20 protein-coding genes are annotated in these 17,407 nt (G+C 67.2%); 4 read left to right on the top strand and 16 right to left on the bottom strand.

Annotation, left to right across the window (positions count from 1 at the left end; genetic code table 11):
• Nucleotides 1–184: 184 nt before the first annotated feature.
• The 10 genes from AB0K08_RS15010 to AB0K08_RS14965 all read right to left on the bottom strand — a co-directional run bounded on the left by AB0K08_RS15010 (nucleotide 185) and on the right by AB0K08_RS14965 (nucleotide 9,175).
• Nucleotides 185–1,828: a M23 family metallopeptidase gene (locus AB0K08_RS15010; RefSeq protein ID WP_075812462.1), complete on the bottom strand. Its 1,644-nt coding sequence runs from the start codon at nucleotides 1,826–1,828 to the stop codon at nucleotides 185–187.
• A 21-nt stretch (nucleotides 1,829–1,849) separates the two neighbouring features.
• Nucleotides 1,850–2,560, bottom strand: a complete 711-nt coding sequence (locus AB0K08_RS15005) for a hypothetical protein (protein WP_363355799.1) — start codon at nucleotides 2,558–2,560, stop codon at nucleotides 1,850–1,852.
• A gap of 46 nt (nucleotides 2,561–2,606) precedes the next feature.
• Nucleotides 2,607–3,632 carry a ParB N-terminal domain-containing protein gene (locus AB0K08_RS15000; RefSeq protein ID WP_314301332.1) on the bottom strand — a complete coding sequence of 342 codons (1,026 nt, stop codon included), beginning with the start codon at nucleotides 3,630–3,632 and terminating at the stop codon, nucleotides 2,607–2,609.
• Nucleotides 3,629–4,540, bottom strand: a complete 912-nt coding sequence (locus tag AB0K08_RS14995) for a hypothetical protein (RefSeq protein ID WP_075812460.1) — start codon at nucleotides 4,538–4,540, stop codon at nucleotides 3,629–3,631. Before AB0K08_RS14995 ends, AB0K08_RS15000 begins: the two co-directional genes overlap by 4 nt.
• 6 nt (nucleotides 4,541–4,546) lie before the next feature.
• Entirely contained in the window at nucleotides 4,547–4,939 is a 393-nt protein-coding gene (locus tag AB0K08_RS14990; RefSeq protein WP_075812458.1) for a hypothetical protein, read from the bottom strand.
• On the bottom strand, nucleotides 4,936–5,685 hold the full coding sequence (locus AB0K08_RS14985) for a DUF2637 domain-containing protein (RefSeq protein WP_314301331.1): 750 nt from the start codon (nucleotides 5,683–5,685) through the stop codon (nucleotides 4,936–4,938). Before AB0K08_RS14985 ends, AB0K08_RS14990 begins: the two co-directional genes overlap by 4 nt.
• Nucleotides 5,685–6,638, bottom strand: coding sequence for a bifunctional DNA primase/polymerase (locus tag AB0K08_RS14980; RefSeq protein WP_187344347.1), 954 nt, complete (start codon nucleotides 6,636–6,638; stop codon nucleotides 5,685–5,687). The genes AB0K08_RS14985 and AB0K08_RS14980 overlap by 1 nt, the downstream gene beginning before the upstream one ends.
• Nucleotides 6,638–7,753 (bottom strand): ArdC-like ssDNA-binding domain-containing protein, encoded by a 1,116-nt coding sequence (locus tag AB0K08_RS14975; protein WP_075812454.1) that lies wholly within the window; start codon nucleotides 7,751–7,753, stop codon nucleotides 6,638–6,640. Before AB0K08_RS14975 ends, AB0K08_RS14980 begins: the two co-directional genes overlap by 1 nt.
• A gap of 232 nt (nucleotides 7,754–7,985) precedes the next feature.
• On the bottom strand, nucleotides 7,986–8,894 hold the full coding sequence (locus AB0K08_RS14970) for an AraC family transcriptional regulator (RefSeq protein ID WP_075812452.1): 909 nt from the start codon (nucleotides 8,892–8,894) through the stop codon (nucleotides 7,986–7,988).
• A gap of 143 nt (nucleotides 8,895–9,037) precedes the next feature.
• Nucleotides 9,038–9,175 (bottom strand): hypothetical protein, encoded by a 138-nt coding sequence (locus tag AB0K08_RS14965; RefSeq protein WP_363355795.1) that lies wholly within the window; start codon nucleotides 9,173–9,175, stop codon nucleotides 9,038–9,040.
• Nucleotides 9,176–9,498: 323 nt separating this feature from the next.
• On the opposite strand from AB0K08_RS14965, the gene AB0K08_RS14960 reads away from it, so the two are divergent.
• The 4 genes from AB0K08_RS14960 to mshC all read left to right on the top strand — a co-directional run bounded on the left by AB0K08_RS14960 (nucleotide 9,499) and on the right by mshC (nucleotide 13,211).
• Entirely contained in the window at nucleotides 9,499–10,197 is a 699-nt protein-coding gene (locus tag AB0K08_RS14960; RefSeq protein ID WP_363355793.1) for an RraA family protein, read from the top strand.
• A gap of 173 nt (nucleotides 10,198–10,370) precedes the next feature.
• Nucleotides 10,371–10,817: a DUF1003 domain-containing protein gene (locus AB0K08_RS14955; protein ID WP_157551415.1), complete on the top strand. Its 447-nt coding sequence runs from the start codon at nucleotides 10,371–10,373 to the stop codon at nucleotides 10,815–10,817.
• 39 nt (nucleotides 10,818–10,856) lie between these two features.
• Nucleotides 10,857–11,480, top strand: a complete 624-nt coding sequence (locus AB0K08_RS14950; protein ID WP_006591142.1) for a TetR/AcrR family transcriptional regulator — start codon at nucleotides 10,857–10,859, stop codon at nucleotides 11,478–11,480.
• Between the two features lie 492 nt (nucleotides 11,481–11,972).
• On the top strand, nucleotides 11,973–13,211 hold the full coding sequence (gene mshC, locus AB0K08_RS14945) for a cysteine--1-D-myo-inosityl 2-amino-2-deoxy-alpha-D-glucopyranoside ligase (RefSeq protein WP_006591144.1): 1,239 nt from the start codon (nucleotides 11,973–11,975) through the stop codon (nucleotides 13,209–13,211).
• A gap of 47 nt (nucleotides 13,212–13,258) precedes the next feature.
• Here the strand turns inward: mshC and cysS are convergent, their stop codons facing one another.
• The 6 genes from cysS to AB0K08_RS14915 are packed head-to-tail and all read right to left on the bottom strand — an operon-like array spanning nucleotide 13,259 to nucleotide 17,321.
• Nucleotides 13,259–14,659, bottom strand: a complete 1,401-nt coding sequence (gene cysS / locus AB0K08_RS14940; RefSeq protein ID WP_040562003.1) for a cysteine--tRNA ligase — start codon at nucleotides 14,657–14,659, stop codon at nucleotides 13,259–13,261.
• Nucleotides 14,660–14,708: 49 nt separating this feature from the next.
• On the bottom strand, nucleotides 14,709–14,966 hold the full coding sequence (locus tag AB0K08_RS14935; RefSeq protein WP_006591146.1) for a DUF6510 family protein: 258 nt from the start codon (nucleotides 14,964–14,966) through the stop codon (nucleotides 14,709–14,711).
• Entirely contained in the window at nucleotides 14,963–15,697 is a 735-nt protein-coding gene (locus tag AB0K08_RS14930; RefSeq protein ID WP_006591147.1) for an FAD-binding oxidoreductase, read from the bottom strand. Before AB0K08_RS14930 ends, AB0K08_RS14935 begins: the two co-directional genes overlap by 4 nt.
• Nucleotides 15,694–16,287, bottom strand: coding sequence for a molybdopterin-dependent oxidoreductase (locus tag AB0K08_RS14925; RefSeq protein WP_006591148.1), 594 nt, complete (start codon nucleotides 16,285–16,287; stop codon nucleotides 15,694–15,696). The genes AB0K08_RS14930 and AB0K08_RS14925 overlap by 4 nt, the downstream gene beginning before the upstream one ends.
• Before the next feature lie 25 nt (nucleotides 16,288–16,312).
• Nucleotides 16,313–16,876 carry a carboxymuconolactone decarboxylase family protein gene (locus AB0K08_RS14920; RefSeq protein WP_006591149.1) on the bottom strand — a complete coding sequence of 188 codons (564 nt, stop codon included), beginning with the start codon at nucleotides 16,874–16,876 and terminating at the stop codon, nucleotides 16,313–16,315.
• Complete coding sequence (locus tag AB0K08_RS14915) at nucleotides 16,869–17,321, bottom strand: GNAT family N-acetyltransferase (protein WP_006591150.1); 453 nt, start codon at nucleotides 17,319–17,321, stop codon at nucleotides 16,869–16,871. Before AB0K08_RS14915 ends, AB0K08_RS14920 begins: the two co-directional genes overlap by 8 nt.
• Between the last annotated feature and the right edge of the window lie 86 nt (nucleotides 17,322–17,407).

Genomic DNA, 17,407 nt, shown 5'->3' with positions numbered 1-17,407 from the left:
GCCGGTAGGTGCGACTCGCTGGCCCAACTGCGCCGGGACCGCCCGCCTGGTCCTGCGGAACGCCGCGACCAGGGCACTCGCTCGGATCGCCCGCGCCGTCTCAGCGGGCCGCGGTGACCCGGGCGGTGGCCGACCCGTCGCTTACCTCTGACGCAAGATTCGTGCATCAGAGGTAAGCGAACAATCACGGATTCTGAGACACGGTGACGTGCAGGTGGTCGTAGTGGCCGCCGGTGACGTCGCCGGGGTCATGCATCCCGCCGCCGTCGTAGGGGCGCCAGCCTTCGGCGTCGCGGGATATGGACCAGATGCGGCCGTCCCAGATCAGGTACTCCACGCCCAGAGCTTCGGCGTGGTCCTTCATCCAGTTGGTGACCTCCCACCCGAGCTCGCGCTGTGCCGGGGTGGGCTGGGAGCCGATGGCGTTGCCGAAGGTGCCGTCGCAGGCCCGGCCGAGGGGGTGTTCGGAGACGGTGCCGGGCCGGGGTGAGTAGCAGACCCAGCTCGTGTCGGGGAACGCGGCGATGGTCTGGGTGTACAGGTGCAGCAGGCGGGCGGTGATCTGCCCGCCGCTGGTGGGGTCGTCGACCGTCTGGTTCGGGTCGCCCTCGAACGGCTCCGGCGCCCCACCAGGCGCACCGCCGGTGTCGGGGTCGCACTCCTGGCCCGGTGTGCCGGTCTCGGGTTCGGGCAGGTCGGCTACGTCATGGCTGTTGAGCCAGGCGGCGGGGTCGGTGTGCTCGCCATCGGTGCCGCCGAGGCTGACCTCGAAATGCAGGTGCGGGCCGGTCGAGTTGCCGGAGGAGCCGATGTCGCCGATGTGCTGCCCGGCGGTCACGGTGTCGCCGGCTTGGACGTGGATGCCGTGCTCCCACATGTGCGCATACGCCGTCGCGACCGTCTGCCCGCCGATGGTGTGCTCGATGACGATGAGCCCGCCGTACCCGCCGGAGAACTCCGCCACCGTCACCGTCCCGTCCGCTGCCGCCAAGAGCGCGGTGCCGTCCGGGGCGGCGAAGTCGGTCCCGGTGTGGAAGGAGTCCTCTCCGGTGATGGGATGCACCCGTGGCCCGTATTCGGAGGTGAGGACCCAGGTGCCTTCCGGGACCGGGAACACCACTCGCGAGGACTCTGGCCCGGCCACCTGTACGACCTCGCCGCCCGCGCCCGCGCTCGTCGTGGTGGTGAGTGTGGTGAGGATGGTCTCGGCGACCGGCTCGTAGTTGCGGTACCGGTCGGGGTAGGCGGACACTTCGACGGCTTGGGCGGCCTCGCCCTTGTCCATCTGCTCCCAGCCGGGGATGTCCAGCAGCCCTCTGGGGCTCGGATGGTTGGGTCCGGTGGGTCCGCCGAAGAACGCCTGCGCCTGGTAGATGGGGTCCATCAGCTCGGCGACCGTGCCCCACCCGGATTGTGGGCGCATCTGGAACAGGCCGAGGGAGTCGTGGTCGGAGCCGTCGCCGTCGTTGGGGTAGTCCGCGGACTCGGGGTAGGCGCTGGTGTTGGAGAGCATCCGCAGGGTGGACTCGGTAAGCGCCGCCATCAACGCGATCACCAGCCCGTCGCGGGTCACCCCGTCGATTTGGCTGCCGGTCTCGATGATCGTCGCCGCGTGGGTGAGCTGTTGCCGGTTGAGCGTGAACGTCTCACCGTTCGCGGTCGTCACGGTCAGTGAGTCGGGGACGTCTCCGACTGTGACCCCGCTGTTGACTGTGCAGGCGACGGTCGCGGTGGCGGCGGGGTTCATCAGGACCCCGACCGATAACAACGCCAGGACGGGTCCGAAGAACACCAGGACCAGCGTGGCGACGACGACCTTCTTCAACACGAACCACTCACCCCCAGGCGGCTATCGGAGGGGGTTGTCGAGCTGGGACAGGCGCAGCAGATGGCAGGTGTCATACGTGGGTGCGCAGACGATGAAGAGCGTGAACGCCACCGGATGCTCCGAGGTCACCTGCTCGTCGTTCCAGACGCCGGTGCGGTGGCGGGTGCCCTCGACCGTGTATGCGATGGTGCCTTCGGCGAGCTGTCCGGGTTGGGCCTGCTCCACCGCCGTGTCCCACGCCTCCGGCACGAAGGCGTCCTCGATGGTCAGGTGCTGCGCGGTCGCGTACTGACGCAGCTCCAGCCAGGCCTCCCTGGTCGGGAGATAGGCCGCGACATCAGAGGCGAGCCCAGCCTGCTCCGCACCCGAAGGATCACCCACAGCGAGGACCACCGAGCTGTAATCCAAGGGCATCAACTCGCTGCCGGTGTCCCACGCGAACAAGGTCTCGGCGACGTTGCGGGCGAACGTCTCTGGGTCGTCCGACGCCTCGACCTCCGGCAAGGCGGGAACGGACGGAGTTCCGGTCGGCGTCGGCTCGCCAGGAGCAATGACCACCGGAGCCGATGGTGTGCCGCCGCCACGGTCGGGGCTGCGATCGCTGGTGGGCGGCCCGGCCAGGAGGCCGTAGACGCCGACCCCGGCCAGCACCACGATCACCACCAGCGCAGAGACCAGGGCGATGAGCCGGCGCCGGGCACGAGCATCAGACGCAGCGAAGGGAGTCTTCATACCCGACAGGTGCGCTGGTCCTTCCCTCGCACTCAGAACGGGTCGGTCAGAGGGCGCGCAGGTGCCCCCGGCCCGAGGGCGCGTCGTCGGCCGGTTCGCGGTCGCGGGCGGCGCGCAGCTCGTCGGCGAACCGGCTCGTGCCTTCGGCGGTGTCGAGGAAGGCTTCGATCTGCTCGTCGGTCAGCTCGGTGGCGAGCTGGTCTGGGTCGTAGTGGGTCCACCACTGGGTCAGCTCGCCCCAGGTGTGGATGAACGCCCGCACCGGATACCGCACCGGCTCCCCATCCACATCGGTCAGCGGCACCGGACGCGGCGCCGACGTCTTGTCTTTCTGCTTCTTGGCGGCGGTGGCGCGGGCGACGGCCTCGTCGGCCATCTGGTGCAGGTCGGCCTCCCGAACGTCCTGCGCGATGGTCGCGGCATCGCGGACGGCTTGGAAGATCGGGTGCACTGGTGCGCCGGCCTCGATCTGCTCCAACGCCGCGGCAGCTTGCGCGCGCAGGGGTTCGGGTTGGGCGGGGTCGGCGGCGATGCGTTCTAGGTAGCCGATCCGCTCGAAGGTCTTGTAGGAGGCGCCGCCGCCGATCATGGAGGCGGCCTGCTCGCGGGTCTTGCCAAGTTGCCCGGTTGACGGTGGTGGACATTGTCCACCACCGTCGCTTCCGGGCTGGTGGTCGCTGGTAAAGCGGGTCGCGGCCTGCCGCCGGGCGGCGTCTTCGGCCATCTCCTGTTTCAGTTCCCGGTACAGGGCGGCGGCTTCGAGCTGGGTCAGCGGCTTGTGCAGCATGTTGTCGTCTTGCTCGCCCAGCAACTGCCCGAGACGATCCGACAGGCCCGAGCGAACCCAGACGCTGACGGTGCGCCAGCGGAGTTTCTTGATCGCCGCCAACCGCCGCGCCCCGCATACCAGCACTCCGTCGATGGTGACCGTCAGCGGTTGCAGCAGGCCCTCGCGTTCGATGGAGGCGGCCAGGGCGTCGATGTCGCCCAGGTCGGCGCGGTGCCGTGTCCCGACGATGATGGAGTCCACCACCCGGTCGAGCTGGACTCCGCCGGCCTGCACCTCACTCACAGCACATCACCCCCGCCACGATCACGGTCACGGTGGGTGGGGGCGGCGAGGGACAGGGAGAGCACCAGGTCGTCGTCGCGTAGCAGCACCGGTAGCGTCTCGCCGATCAGCAGCCGCAGCAGCACCCCCTTCCCGGCGTTCGTGGCGGCGTAGGCGGGGTGTGGGCTGCCGAGCAGCGCTCGCAGCAGCACGGTCCAGGATCGGCCGGGCAGGTCCAGTAGGACGCGGGCGTGCCGGCCCCGCCGCAGCCCCTCATACGCGGACTGCCGGGTGCCGGCCCGCATCAGCGCCCCGCACACGTGCTCGACCGAGGCCCGCGCGGTCTCCGGCGCCCAGCCCAGCAGGCACAGCAAGGCGATGGCGTCCTCGGCCGCCGATCCCGCGGACATGCACGCCCGATCCGACCCGCCGCCGGAACTGCCGTTGTCGTCCGCATCGGTGCGGGCGTCGGTCTCGGTGTCCGCCGAGGTGGGGTCGGTGACGTGGAAGGCGGGGTGGTAGTCGGTGAGCGGGTTGTCCCGGTCGGCGAACCGCTCCGGGTCGTGGAACGCGGACACGTGCGGGCGGCGGGCTTGGTGGACCGAGCAGAGCAGTCCTTGGGCGCGTTCCTCGAAGATGCAGGTGATCCGCACCCCGTGGGTGACCATCGCCCACGGATCGTCCGCGCGCCGGGTGGAGGCGTACTGCATCGCGTCGAACGCCGCAGATGCGGCCTCCCACGGATCGAGGCCGTGCTTGCGCGCCAGCGGGGTGTACTTCTCCGCGGCGTAGGCCATCAGCTCCCGCGCGGACGGATCGGACGCCCACGCGCCCTCGCCCGCCTCATGCAGCCGGTTCAGCAGCGCACGCAGGCCCTCACTGGTCGTGAAGCCCTCGCCGGCCTCGTCGTGGTCTGTTGTGGTGGTCATGGCCGGTCACCTGTTCATTCCGACACCAGCGCGTACCGGCCCCGACGACGCGTTGCCGCTGCGGCCGAAGGCGGACAACGGGGGCAACCGTCGCGCCCGGTCTGTGAGGTCCTGCAGCCGGTTCGCGATCGGGGCGCGGGCGCGGCGGGCCAGCTCGGCCTCGAAGTCGATACCCCGCCCCGACAGCGTCGCCCCGTGCCGGGCGATCAGGTCGGTGGGTCGCACCCACTCCACACCCCGCGCCCGCCTTCCAGCGGGCGTGTGCTCCTGGTCGTCGCGGCGAATGTGCGCGGCTCCCACCGCGTCCGGCGTGCCGGTCGATTCGGCCAGCTCCCGTTCGCGCTCGGGCTCAGGGATCGGCCGTCGCCGCTCGTGTTGTTCGTGTGGGTTCCCGTTCATCGGGTCGCCTCCTCACCATCGTTGCTGTCAGAAAGGTGCGCACCGGCGAACCAGCGCCCGACCGTGGAGGGGTGCACGCCGAGTTCGCGGGCGATGCGCTTGTTCGACCAGCCCCGCCGCCGCAGCTCGGCCGCCTGGCTCCTTCGCTCCGTTGCGGCGGTTGGCGTGTCACTTGTGGGCGCCTGCATTCCGGGCGCCGGGTCATCTGGGCGGGGTGGCACGGTCAGCTCCACACGGCGTGGCTGCGTCGGCGCGTCGAGGACCGCGGGTTCGGGCGCCGCGAGACTGGCGGGGTCATCAGGGCTGGCGGTGTCGGGTGTGGGGCGGGTGAGGATGACGGTCAGGTGGGTGATTGCCAGCACCACCGGCGGCACCGCCGCCACACTCGCAGCGAGTACGCCAGGTACGTCGGCGTCGGCGGCGACCACGGCGTGGATCGCGTTGGCGGTCACCGACACCGCGGCGCCGCCGATCAGCAGCGCCCAGGGATACCAGGCCGACTTCTGGCCGGCGAGGGCGACGACGGCGACGGTGGCGACGACGATGATGCCGTCCACGATCAGCGGCCACGCCCACGCCTGCTCTGTACCGATGCCGCTTCGGGCCGCGAGGTCTGCCAGCGCGGTGAAGGACAGCCAGAACGCGCCGGCGGCGATGAACACCGTCCCCGACACCGCCGTCATCACCGCCCATCGGCGACCCGCCGTCCTGCTCGCGACCGTGCTGCTCGCGGCCGGGGTGGTCATCACAGCCCCCGCACCCTCGATGTCCCCGTTGCGGCGCTTGCGTCGCGACGGAACCAGCCGTCCGCGACCTGCGGCGACGCACCGCGTACCGGCGGCGACGATGGGCCGTGTCGGGCAGGTTCGCCGCGGACGGTGCGGTAGGCGGACCGGACCGTGGCGGTGATCTCTCGTGGCCCGAAGTCCGACTTCGCTGCCGTGAGCACGGCGTCGAGGGCATCGTTGAGCGGGACCCCGCCTTCGGCGAGACGGCAGGACGCCCAGAACAGCTTCAGGTTGCGGTCGGTGTCCTGCCGGTCCAGCCACGCCGCCAGCCGCTGCGCATCGTCCCGGCCCGCCGGCTGCCAGGTCTCGGGCCGTGGACGAGGTGCGGGGCGGGGGTCGAGGAAGTCCCGCAGCGCGTTTGAGTCCAGCAGGCCGGCGGGGCGGGTGTTGATCGTCTCGACCTGGTAGCCGACCGTGGTGCCCTGGATCGAGCGGGTCGAGGGCGGGACGATGATGTAGCCGCCGTCGCCGCGGAAGTCGATCCCGGCCCGCCCGGCCTGCCACGACCGCTGCTCCGTCCCGGGTGTCGCCGGGTAGTAGGCATGCAGTCCACCGGTGGGGGTGCGGACCAGCAGCTCCCACCCGTCCACCAGGCCGGCGCGCATGGCGCGGTCGAAACTGGTCCGGCCGTCGACCGGGCCGTGCACATCCAGATCCACCACGACGACCTCGGAGGCGGCGCCGGTCGGGACACCGATGTTCGCGCCCGGCGACTGCCGCCACCACGCCTGCACCTGATCGAGGTCCGTGGTGGCGTCGTGGAACCCGTGTCCGGTGGCCGGCCGCTTCCCATACGCCACACAGGGGAAGACCGGCACCCCCGCCGACGCGAACTCCCGCGCGGCCGCCGACAACGGCCACGCTCCGCTCATCCGCAGCAGCACTGAGGAGACCGCGCCGTGCTCGGCCATCACAGTCCCCGCCCCTCGAGCGCCGGCACCGGGACGGGGCGTGCACCTGGTTCGGGCAGCGACGCCACCTGCCGCGACGGCACCGGCTCCGGTGCCGGTGGTACGTGCGCGGGTGTCTCGCGGTGGGCCGCCGCCCGGTCCAAACCGGGCGGGGTACCGTCACCGACTTGCGCGGTGTCGAGCTGGTCCAGGATCGCCAGGGCGGTCTTGCGGACCCGTTCCCCGGTGGCCTTGACCACCTCCACCGGCTCCGTGCCATCGACCCGTGTCGCCCAGGTCGACACGTACGGGATCGTGTACCCGGAGGTGTCCATTCCGTGGGCGGCACCGACCATCAACGCCACGGACTCGGCTTCGACCTCGCCGATGCCGCGATGCTGACGGACATCCTCGGCGTCGGGGCCGTGGAGGAGGACGTGGCCGAGTTCGTGGGCGAGGGTCTTGACCTGCGCGGCGGGATCCATGTTCTCCCGCACCGCCACGGTGTTCGCGGTGTAGTCGGTCATCCCGTTCGCGCCGTGGATCATGCCCTCGTGCGGTACCCGCAGCACCGCGAACCCGGCCGCCTCGACCTGCGCCGCCAGACCGCCCCACAACCCGGCGGGCACTTCGCCTTCCAGCACCCGCGGTGCCGGGGGTTCGGGGATCGGGTCACCGGCGGTCTGGCTCGCGTCCCACACATATGTAGGTCGGACGCCGACCATCTTGGAACGCACCACCTCACCGGCACGCGGCTTCTCACCCTTACCGAGCCGGCGCCAAGACTCCGCATCCTGCGGTGTAGCCGAGGCGAACCTGCCCGTCACCGGCGCGAGAATCTGGTAGCCCGGCTGGCCCTTCTCCACCTGCCGTCCGAGGGCCTGCCACTGCTTGTAGCCGGCCACGTACGAGGGGAACGGCTCCGGCACCCGGCCCTGCTCGTATGCTTCCGCGTGGGCGACCCAGATCAGCAGGGTGTTGTTGAAGCTCCTCGATCGGAACCGGGCCGCGAACGTCAACGCGCGCGCCCAATCCGGCCCGGACACCAGTTCTTCGACCGCGCCGGTCAGGCTCTCGTGCAGCTCGTCGAGCTTGGCCTCTCTTGCGGCTTGCGCTTGCTCTCGTGTCTTCGCCATCGGCGTGTCCTCCCGATACCCTGAGCACCGGGCCGACCAGGCTCGGTGACCATCAGGTACGCCGCGAAAACCAGCAACGGCAGACGGACAACGAAACAAGCCATGTGACCGTCAGGCACGGCGGTGAACCCGGCGAGTCCCCACCACTACTAGCCCTTGGCGCGTTCCCTGCCAGCAGGCGGGAAGGATGCGGAGATCCGTACCGTCGACGCTGCGATGTGTACCTTCAGGATCAGGCGGCCGCTCTCTGCCGGATCATCAGCCGATAGCGAGTTGGTGTGACACCTACGGCGTGGCGAAACATCCGCGCGGCATGACCGCGACTGCGCCACCCCACTTCGCGCATCGCTGCCTCAATAGACAGGTCAGTCTCACGCAGCAGCCGAGCCAGATGCTCGGCTCGGACAGTAGTGAGGTACGTCATGGGGGTCTTGCCGTAAGCGTCCACGAAGATCCGCCCGAGCTGTGAGGGCGATAGATGTACTCCGGCGGCGAGTCGACCGAGTGTCCAGTCCTCGGCCGGTGCATTGCGAAGCAGGTCGAGCGCTTCGCGAGCCTCGGCCCGCAGGGGCGCGAACCGCCGGTAACGTGGTGTGCCAGGACGACCCGTCCTCTTCTGGGTCGTGGTTCGTGATACGGGCGAGGTCTTCACATACGGGCTCACGACATCGAGCACGGCAAAGAGCAGGGCCTGCGTCCGGTAGAACCTCTTGGTGCACGGTCCGTCAACACTGAGCGCGACCAGCTCGTCCAGGAGTGGCGTGAACATCCGAGTGCGGTTCTCTCCGAGGCGGAGTATCTGGGCCGACTCGGAGTAGATCTCGTCGGCGAAGTCATGGGCATCGAGCCGGTCTGCAAGCAGCTCGGCATGCTGCCAGAAGACCTGGTCGACGACGTAGTCTCGGTCCAGGTAGAGCGTGGTGACGGTGACAAGATCTTCGGGTTCGCCACCACACAGGGTGTTGGCACCCAGGGCCACGACGTCACCGGCGCAGACGGGCTTCTCACCAAACTCGCTGAGCACGATCGCAGATCCTGCGCGGACGAAGATCAGCTTGACGCAGTCATGCGCCACGGGCGCGATAGGCACACGGATGCTGCAAGTGCGAGCAATGATTGGTTGAAGGCGCGCCGAAGGCATACATGCCTGCTACGGCCGACCCGCACCAGGCGTGGGCCGGGTCATGGCGCGCAGCCTCTCATTGCGGTCGCTGGTGGGGCGCCACGAGGTCTAGGAACCAGAGACGTCACGGGGCTGACCCCCAGAGGGGGGGTCGGGCAGCCCTACCCCAGCGCGTCGCGGCGAGCAGCCCACTGGCCGACCGGTCGCGCCATGGTGAAGTCGGGGTGGTCATAGTCGGCGTTCTTGGTCCTCTCCTCCGGCAGCAATGGTGCTTGGATCCCCGCCCAAGGGCCTGCCACGGCTTCTGCCGCGTGTGTGGTCTCCCACCGGGCATCACGGTAAAAAATGTAGCAGATAGTACAATTGACCGCCTGTGGCTGAGTTCGCGGTCGCCGCGTCGGTGTCGAGTCGCGGGCGAAGGGGGTGAGACGTGTCGTAGCTCCCGAGCGGGAGATGTCACCGTCATGCGCGGGAGACTTAGCGCACTATAGAACGAGTTCTACCTCAGTCTTGGACCTAACTAGGGCATCGCAGGCTGCGAGATTCCCAACCCATACTCACGCCATTGGTATCAAAGATCGTACTTGACGGTACATAAATGGCTCTGGCATCGTGATGTGCTGTGAGTGGAGATCCTCGTGTGGCCAACGGTTGGGGTGCCGAGCATCGGCGTGCCCAGGCCGAGCAGATCAGTTGTGCCGACGTGGTCGATGCGCTGGGTCGTCGTCACCGCCACCGTGCGCACATCCTGGGGCTGGAGAGTCCCACCCCCGGCAGGGTCCTCTTCGGACCAGTCGTGACTATCGCCTTCTTCCCCAGTTGCGCTGCCAGCGTCGACCCCGCTGTACACGATTTCCGATCGCTGATCCGTGAGGCGGTTGGCGACGACGCCGAGGGAAAGGTCCTCGTGCTCGCGACCAACGGCCATCCAGGCGTCTCGGTCGGTGGTGGAACGAAGCTTGGCCGCGTTCACCACTACGGGCTCGACGGGGTGCTGACAGATGGCCGGCTCCGGGACTACGCCGAGCTTCGAACGTACGGGTTCACCGCGTACTGCGCCGGGGAAGCGGTCGAGGCTGGCGGTGCGCTGATCACTCCACACCAGGCGAACGTTCCCGTGGTGCTGGATGGTGTCGGCATCATGCCGGGCGACTACGTTCTCGCCGACGGATCGGGGGCGGTCATCATCCCCGGCGCGGAGATCGACGAGGTCCTACTCGGTGCGACAGCGGTGAAACAGGAGGACGCGCGCTTCCGTGAGCAAATCGCGCAGGAACGCGCCAGTGCCGGGGAGAGCGCCCGGGGAGAGCGAGAGCGATGACCGAGCCGGGACGCGACGAGCGGACAGAACCATCACCAGACGCTGGAACGGGAGATAGCCCTGGCTCCCGCAGCGCTTCTCGACACCACGCCGAGCCGGAGGCGGGCGACCACTCCAACGACAGCGTTGGCCGCGAGATGTTCGCTTGCCCGCACTGCGGGCACCAACTCAGCATGTTCAGAGAAGCGCGGTCGAGCCCCGGAGACAAGGCCGCTGCCTGGGTGGCGAGCGTCGCGGGCTCATGGCCGTTCCTGCTAATCCTGGTGGTGGCGATTCTCGCGTGGTTTGTCGTGAACACTATCCTGCCGCTCTTTTATCCCCACCCGACGGCCATGCTGGACTATCTAGGAACGGCTCTGGCGATCGTCGCGGCTCTGCAGGGACCGCTGATTCTGCTCACTCAGCGACGGGAGTCGGACCGGGACCGTGCGCGAGACATCGAGACGTTCCACATCTCTCAGAACACCGAAGCCGATCTGCACTCGATCAGTCATGCCATCAACTCGGTTCTTGAGCAGTGGGAACGCGACCGGTCGTCAGGTGCCGTTGACGTACCGGGAGGTGGCGGTACGGCTGAGAAACCGCGGACGGGAGCCACTCGATCGCAGGACTCATCGTGACCTCCGAGGCTGGCGGGTTCAGTCCAGATCGGGAGCACGGTGAGTGAGAAGAAGCCGCGACGGCTGACCGCCAAGGGCGAGGCCACTCGCCTGCGTATCGTCGCGGCAGCCGCCGATCTCATGTACTCGCAGGGCGTCGAGGCCACCAGCGTTGACGATGTCATAGAGGCCAGTGGAACGGGCAAGTCTCAGGTTTACCACTACTTCTCGGACAAGACCGAGTTGGTTGAGGCAGTCGTGAGGGCCCAGATTGAGCGGGTGCTTGGCGAGCAGGCACCATTCCTCGACGACCTGCGCACGATGCGCGGCTTCGAGCGTTGGCGGGATGCGATCGTGGTAGGAGTGCGTGGTTGGCGAGGTGCTCACGGCTGTCCGATGGGGTCGCTGGCGAGCGAAATCGCTGGCCGGTCTGAGACTGCGCGTGAGAATCTCCAGCGAGGATTCAGCGTCTGGCAGCACTGGTTCCGTCTCGGACTGGAGCGCATGCAGGACTCAGGCGAGCTACGGCCGGACGCAGATGCTGAGGAACTCGCCGTCGGTCTGATGGCGGCTGTCCAAGGCGGGTACCTCCTCGTCAAGACCACACGGGACGAGCGCAGCATGGCAATCGCGCTCGACATGGCTCTCGACTCCATCCGCGTCGCGCTGAGCGCCGCAGAGTGAACTGCGGAGGAGAGCACATGCCTTCTGAGGCACGAGTCCCAGAGCCCGCGGACGATTCCACGAGCCATGCCGTGAGGAGGAGTTCTGCCCCGGCCTTTCACAGTTCGAGCTCTCTCCACTCGATGCCTCCCGAGCATGATGGTGCGAGTCAGGCCACGGCCAGCTTGCGGGCAATGGTCGACCGGGTTCCTGAAGGCTGGACCGTCGTCGCATACGAAGGTCGCTCATACGGATTGACCCGGACCACGCGAGTGCAGGGCCAGAGCATCAGCATCTCGGCCGAAGAGCTAGGAGGCGAAGACCTGATCAGCGCCAACGTGTACCGCACTCGCAAAGCAGAGCACCTACGGCCCTGTGAGGTATCCGAAGCCAAGGTGCTGGCATTCCTGCGCGGGTGGACGCCCGCATGACCCCTCGCGACACTCTGTCAGCAGGATCAGGAATCCACGCCGAATCCTCTGGTGTGGCTTCATCGACTACGAGGACCACGACATGTTGGCATGGCCCCGTTTAGAGATTCCACGCCTGGATGTGCACGGGCCCGCAGTCTCGGTCTATGACACTGAGAAGCGATCGTTGGTGACGTTGCGGCCGGACGACGCCGCGCGGATGTACGTCTGTGGTATCACACCGTACGACTCCACTCATCTCGGCCATGCGGCCACCTACGTCGGCTTCGATCTGCTTAACCGCGCCCTTCGAAACGCTGGGCGCGATGTCATCTATGTCCAGAACGTGACCGACGTCGATGACCCGCTGCTGGAACGCGCCCACGCGCGAGGCATTCCCTGGAGTGATCTCGCACAACGCGAGATCGAGCGATTCCGGCAGGACATGACAGCCTTACGCGTGCTGCCACCCGCGCATTACATCGGGGTTGCCGAGACCGTCACCAAGATCATCTCTCGCATCGAGATGTTGAAAGAACGCGGCTCCATCTACCGAGTGGGGATCGACCTCTACTTCGAGGTGTCTGCCGACCCATCCTTCGGCCGTATATCGTCACTCGACCGCGACGTGATGCTGAAGGACTTCGCCGAGCGTGGTGGTGACCCCGACCGGAAAGGCAAGCGCGATCCGCTCGACTGTCTGGTTTGGCGCGGCGAGCGGCCAGGGGAGCCGTTCTGGCCCAGTCCGTGGGGGCCGGGACGACCCGGATGGCACATCGGATGCACCACAATCGCCCAGGAATATCTGGGACCATCCTTCGACGTACAGGGTGGAGGACGAGACCTGGCATTCCCGCACCACGAGATGTCCGCAGGACTCGGTCATGTCATTCATCCACAGCATCGGTTCGCGCAGACCTTCGTCCATGCCGGGATGGTTGCCTACGACGGCCAGAAGATGTCGAAGTCGCGCGGAAACCTGGTCTTCGTCTCCTCTCTGCGAAAGCAAGGAGTGGACCCTGTGGCCATCCGCCTCGCCCTCATGCGGCACCACTACCGATCAAGCTGGCAGTGGACAGACGCCGAACTCCCTGCCGCACTCGTCACGTTGAAGCAGTGGCGGCGTGCCCTGGCGCTCGGTAGCGGGGCGCCGGCAGCACCGGTCGTGCAGGCCGTGCTATCGGCACTAGCCGCCGACCTGGACGCTCCGGCCGCGGTTACCATTGTGCAGGCGTGGGTTGACGCCTCGCTTGGTACCGACACTGTGGCGGACAAGCGAGACAGCTCTGCCTCTATGACGGTTCGACGTCTGGCGGACGCTTCACTCGGTCTCCTGCTCTGATCGGATCACCCCGGACTGGGAATATTCGGCCATCGTGCACGAGCTGGCTACGCCTGCGTCCAGGTGGTGCCGGAGGTGTGGTCCTGGATGGCGATCCCAGCACTAGCCAGTTCGTTCCGGATGCGGTCGGCTGTGGAGAAGTCTCCTGCGTCTCGCGCATGAGAGCGATTCGCGAGCAGGACCTCGACGAGGGTAGAGATCGTGCTGCTCTGCACGTCGGCTCGCGGGGCGGTCGTGAAGCCGCCGGGCTCGGCTCCTAACACTTCGGTCATCGCGAGCACCGATTCGTACGCGGACATGACGGCAGCTGCATCGCCGTTATCCAGAGCGATGTTGCCCGCGCGCACGTGGTCGTGTAATACCGCGAGCGCCGCTGGAACATTCAGATCGTCGTCGAGCGCGGCCGCAAAGGCAATGGGCGGCTTCGGGACGTCGGATGCTGTGTTCGCGAGCTGTGTTCGTGCGCGGCGCTGGAAGGTCGCGATTCTCGTGACCGCAGCTTCGGTGTGCGCGAGGGCTTCCTGGTGATAGTCCAAGGCGCTGCGGTAGTGCGCGCTGAGCAGGTAGTAACGCAGGGTCGCCGGGCCGACGCGGCGGAGGAGTTCGTCGGCATACAGAGAGTTGTCTAGCGACTTGGCCATCTTCTGACCGCCGACGGTGACGAGGCCGTTGTGCACCCAGTACTTGGCGAACTCCTCGCCTGCTGCGGTGGACTGGGCAAGCTCGTTCTCATGGTGCGGGAACCGCAGGTCGAGGCCACCTCCGTGGATGTCGAATGCACGGCCGAGGTAGTGCCTGGACATCGCCGAGCACTGTATGTGCCATCCCGGCCTGCCGGTTCCCCATGGTGAGCGCCAACGAGCGGATGCTGGGTCGCTGGGCTTGGCTCCCTTCCAAAGCGCGAAGTCGCGGGGATCGGTCTTTGCCCCGCCAGGCCCTTCGTCAGGGTCCACCACGGCGTCGGGGGTCTGCCGGGTGAGCGTGCCGTATGCCTGCCAGCTGCTGACATCGAAGTAGACGTCGCCGGAGCCGTCGCCGGCGACGTAGGCGTGTCCGCGGCGAAGGAGTCGTTCGATCAGGGTCAGTGCTTGCGGGATGTGACCGGAGGTTCGGGGTTCATGGGTTGGCGGGAGAACACCCAACGCGGTGTACGAGCGCGCGAACTCCGTCTCGACACGGTAGGCGCGTGCCCACCATGGTTCAGTCTCGGTTGCTAGGTCCAGAACCTTGTCGTCGACGTCGGTGACGTTGCGAACGAGGGTGACCGCGTAGCCGCGGTGGGTGAGCCAGCGTCGCCAGAGATCGTAGACGAGGGCGCTACGAAGGTGCCCGATGTGCGGCGCGGACTGCACGGTCGGCCCGCACACATAGATGGAGACTCGTCCTGGGGTCAGCGGGACGAAGCTACGTAGCTCCCGGACAGCACTGTCGTAGATGCGAAGCATCAGTCCGCAGCCTCCTGCCTGGTAGAAGCCGCGATCGCGACGAGCGGACCAGTCATAGGCGGGGCACCCTGATGTAGTCCAGGCCCGAGAGGTTCACTAGCGTCTCTCGGAAACCGCGGACGATGACGCCCAGGACCGCCTGACAATGGCCGCATCGCATGACTGCACCCATGGCCGTGATGAAGACATGCGCGCAGGCGAGGTTGAAAGAGCTGCCGCAGCCCCGGCACCTGCCGACCGTCACAGTGATCTCGATACCGAGAGCAGTCGCGAACGCACCCGCGAGGGCGTTTCCGTCGACGTGAGTCATCGACTGCCTCCAAATCGTTCCGTACGAATCTGCGTGGGGTCGTGGCCCAGTTCGACAAGCCAACCGGCGACGGCCTCAACGAACGATGTCGGTCCGCAGACGAAGATGCGTGGCGACAGCGACGCGGGAAAGGTCGACGCTGCGAGCGCCTCACGCGTCAGCCGTCCAGGTGGCCGGCCCGCTCCAGGTGCTGACTCGCGCGTGTAGACAATCTCGACGACGGTTCGTGAGAGCTCTGCCAGTTCGTCAGCGAAGAACTCATCGCGCGGACTGCGGACCGAGTACAGCAGCCGAAACTCAGCACCTTTCAACTCACGTTCACGCGCCGAGGCCATCGAGAACAAGGGCACAACCCCTGAGCCGCCCGCGATGAGCTGAACCGGTGACTGCTCGGGCTCAGCGGGGATCCAGACGAAGAAGCGTCCGAGCGGTCCTTGTACCTCGACTTCTTCACCTTCCGCGAGCTGACGCACAAGAAACGGCGACACCTCGCCCCCGGGTAGCTCCTGGACCACCAGCACGACCCGTGTCGACTCACCCGAAGACGCCAGCGAGTAAGACCGGGACGCCTGGTACCCGCCCGGTGCCGTGAGCCGGATGTCGAGATGAGCTCCGGCGTCGTTTCCAGGCCAGGTCGGCACAGCCAGTTCAAGACGCACGGCCGAGCCGGTCTCAAACTGCCGACTGATCACCCGCCCGAGGTGCCACCGGACTCGGTTAGAGGTGATCACCAGTAGCGCTCCTCCCGCCACGGGTCGCCACGGAGGTGATAGCCGTTCTGTTCCCAGAACCCCGGGTCGTCCGAGGGCATCATCTCCATCCCGCGAACCCACTTCGCGCTCTTCCAGAAGTAGAGGTGAGGCACGAGAAGTCGAGCAGGACCTCCGTGCTCGGGCCTGAGAGGCTCGCCCTCCGCTTCGGTGGCTACCCATGCCTGACCATCGAGCAGATCCTCGAGAGGGAGGTTGGTGGTGTATCCGCCGTAACTACGGACCATCACATAGTCGTAACTGGTCTCGACATCCTCGAACAGCCGGTCTATGGGCACGCCACGCCAAGCCATGTCCAGCTTCGACCAGTGGGTGACGCAGTGGATATCGGTGACGATGTCTTCGACGCCCACCTCCTGAAGCTCACTCCAGTTCCATCGGTGCGCGACCTGGTCCTCGGTCGTGATCGTGAAGCTCCATCGGCTCTCGTCGACATTGGGCGTGGGTCCCGTCGAGAGCACCGGCCAGTCGTAGACGTGGGTCTGCCCAGGAGGCAGTCGCGGGTCACTGGAGCCACCTCGTCCTCCGAAACCGCTGTTGATCACTGTCATGGCTACCCCTTCCTCCGGGAACTCTCTACTGTGGCCCGCGCGAACGGTCGGCGTCGCTCACGAGGGAGCGATGTTGGGTAGGTGTTCCGGACGACGCCAGGCTCGGAGTGGCACCCTGAGCCAGCTTTAGGCGGGTCCACACGTTCATGTTGATGACGACCGCGGCGATCTCGGCGACTTCGCGCTCCGTGAAGTGGAGCCGCAGTTCTTTGTGCAGGGCCGGAATCTCCTCGTGACGGAACAAGGTGAGACCTTCGCAGTAGGCGAGCGCGACTCTCTGCCCGGGCGAGTACATGGCGCTCTCGCGCCACGACGCCAGGTGTGCGGTCTGCTCGGACCGGATCCCGATCCTGGCCGCCACCTCGGCGTGGAGAATCAGGCAGTAGGAGCAGGGGTTGAGCTGTGCGACGCGCAGACGAAGGAGTTGTAGCAGGACACGGTCCGCCGACAGCTCTGCGGCGTACCCGAACTGTGCGGCCATGTCCTTGGCAAGTTCGTGGAACGGGGTGATGTCTGGGTCGAAGCGAGTGTTCTCGAACCGGAGACTCCCGAGTACCGGTTTCGGGTCTTCGGTGCCGGGCTCAGGCATCGTCGCGACCGTCCCGTCCAGTGCCCGGAATGTCCACCATGGCGGCGTACTCGGGGTTGCGCTCGATGAAGGACCGGAACACGGGGCACCTCACGGTCGCGCTCTTGCCCTCCGCGCGGATGCTGTCCAGCACCCTGCGGGTGAGTTCGGTCGCCAAGCCCTGTCCTCGGTAGTCCGGCAGGATCGAGGTCGCCAACAGCGTCACTCTGCCGTTCTTGTCCGCGAACGGGACGGCTCCGAATTCGACGCCATCCTTGGTTGCGACGAAGGCGCTGGCCTGAGCATCCACTGCGATCGAGAACGACGTGCCGTCCTCGAGGTTCGTCGACCTGGCATCGGGCTCGTCATGCCGTGCGCCTGTGTCCGTGAAGGCGCCACCAGCCTGATTCTGGTCCTGTGGGTCCATACTTCCTGTCACCTGACCCAGGTCCTCGGGTTCGTTCATGCCGTTTCCTCTCCAACCTCTGTCGCCGGACCTGCATCGCCGAGGAGTCTTGGTTTGACCCTAGCAGCCGCGTGACATCGGTCTTG

Origin of the sequence: Citricoccus sp. NPDC055426 (assembly GCF_040677445.1) — a bacterium.
In the GTDB taxonomy this organism is placed as follows: Bacteria; Actinomycetota; Actinomycetes; order Actinomycetales; family Micrococcaceae; genus Citricoccus.
The sequence above is the reverse complement of the archived record's forward strand: the minus strand, read 5'-3'. Positions and strand labels throughout refer to the sequence as shown.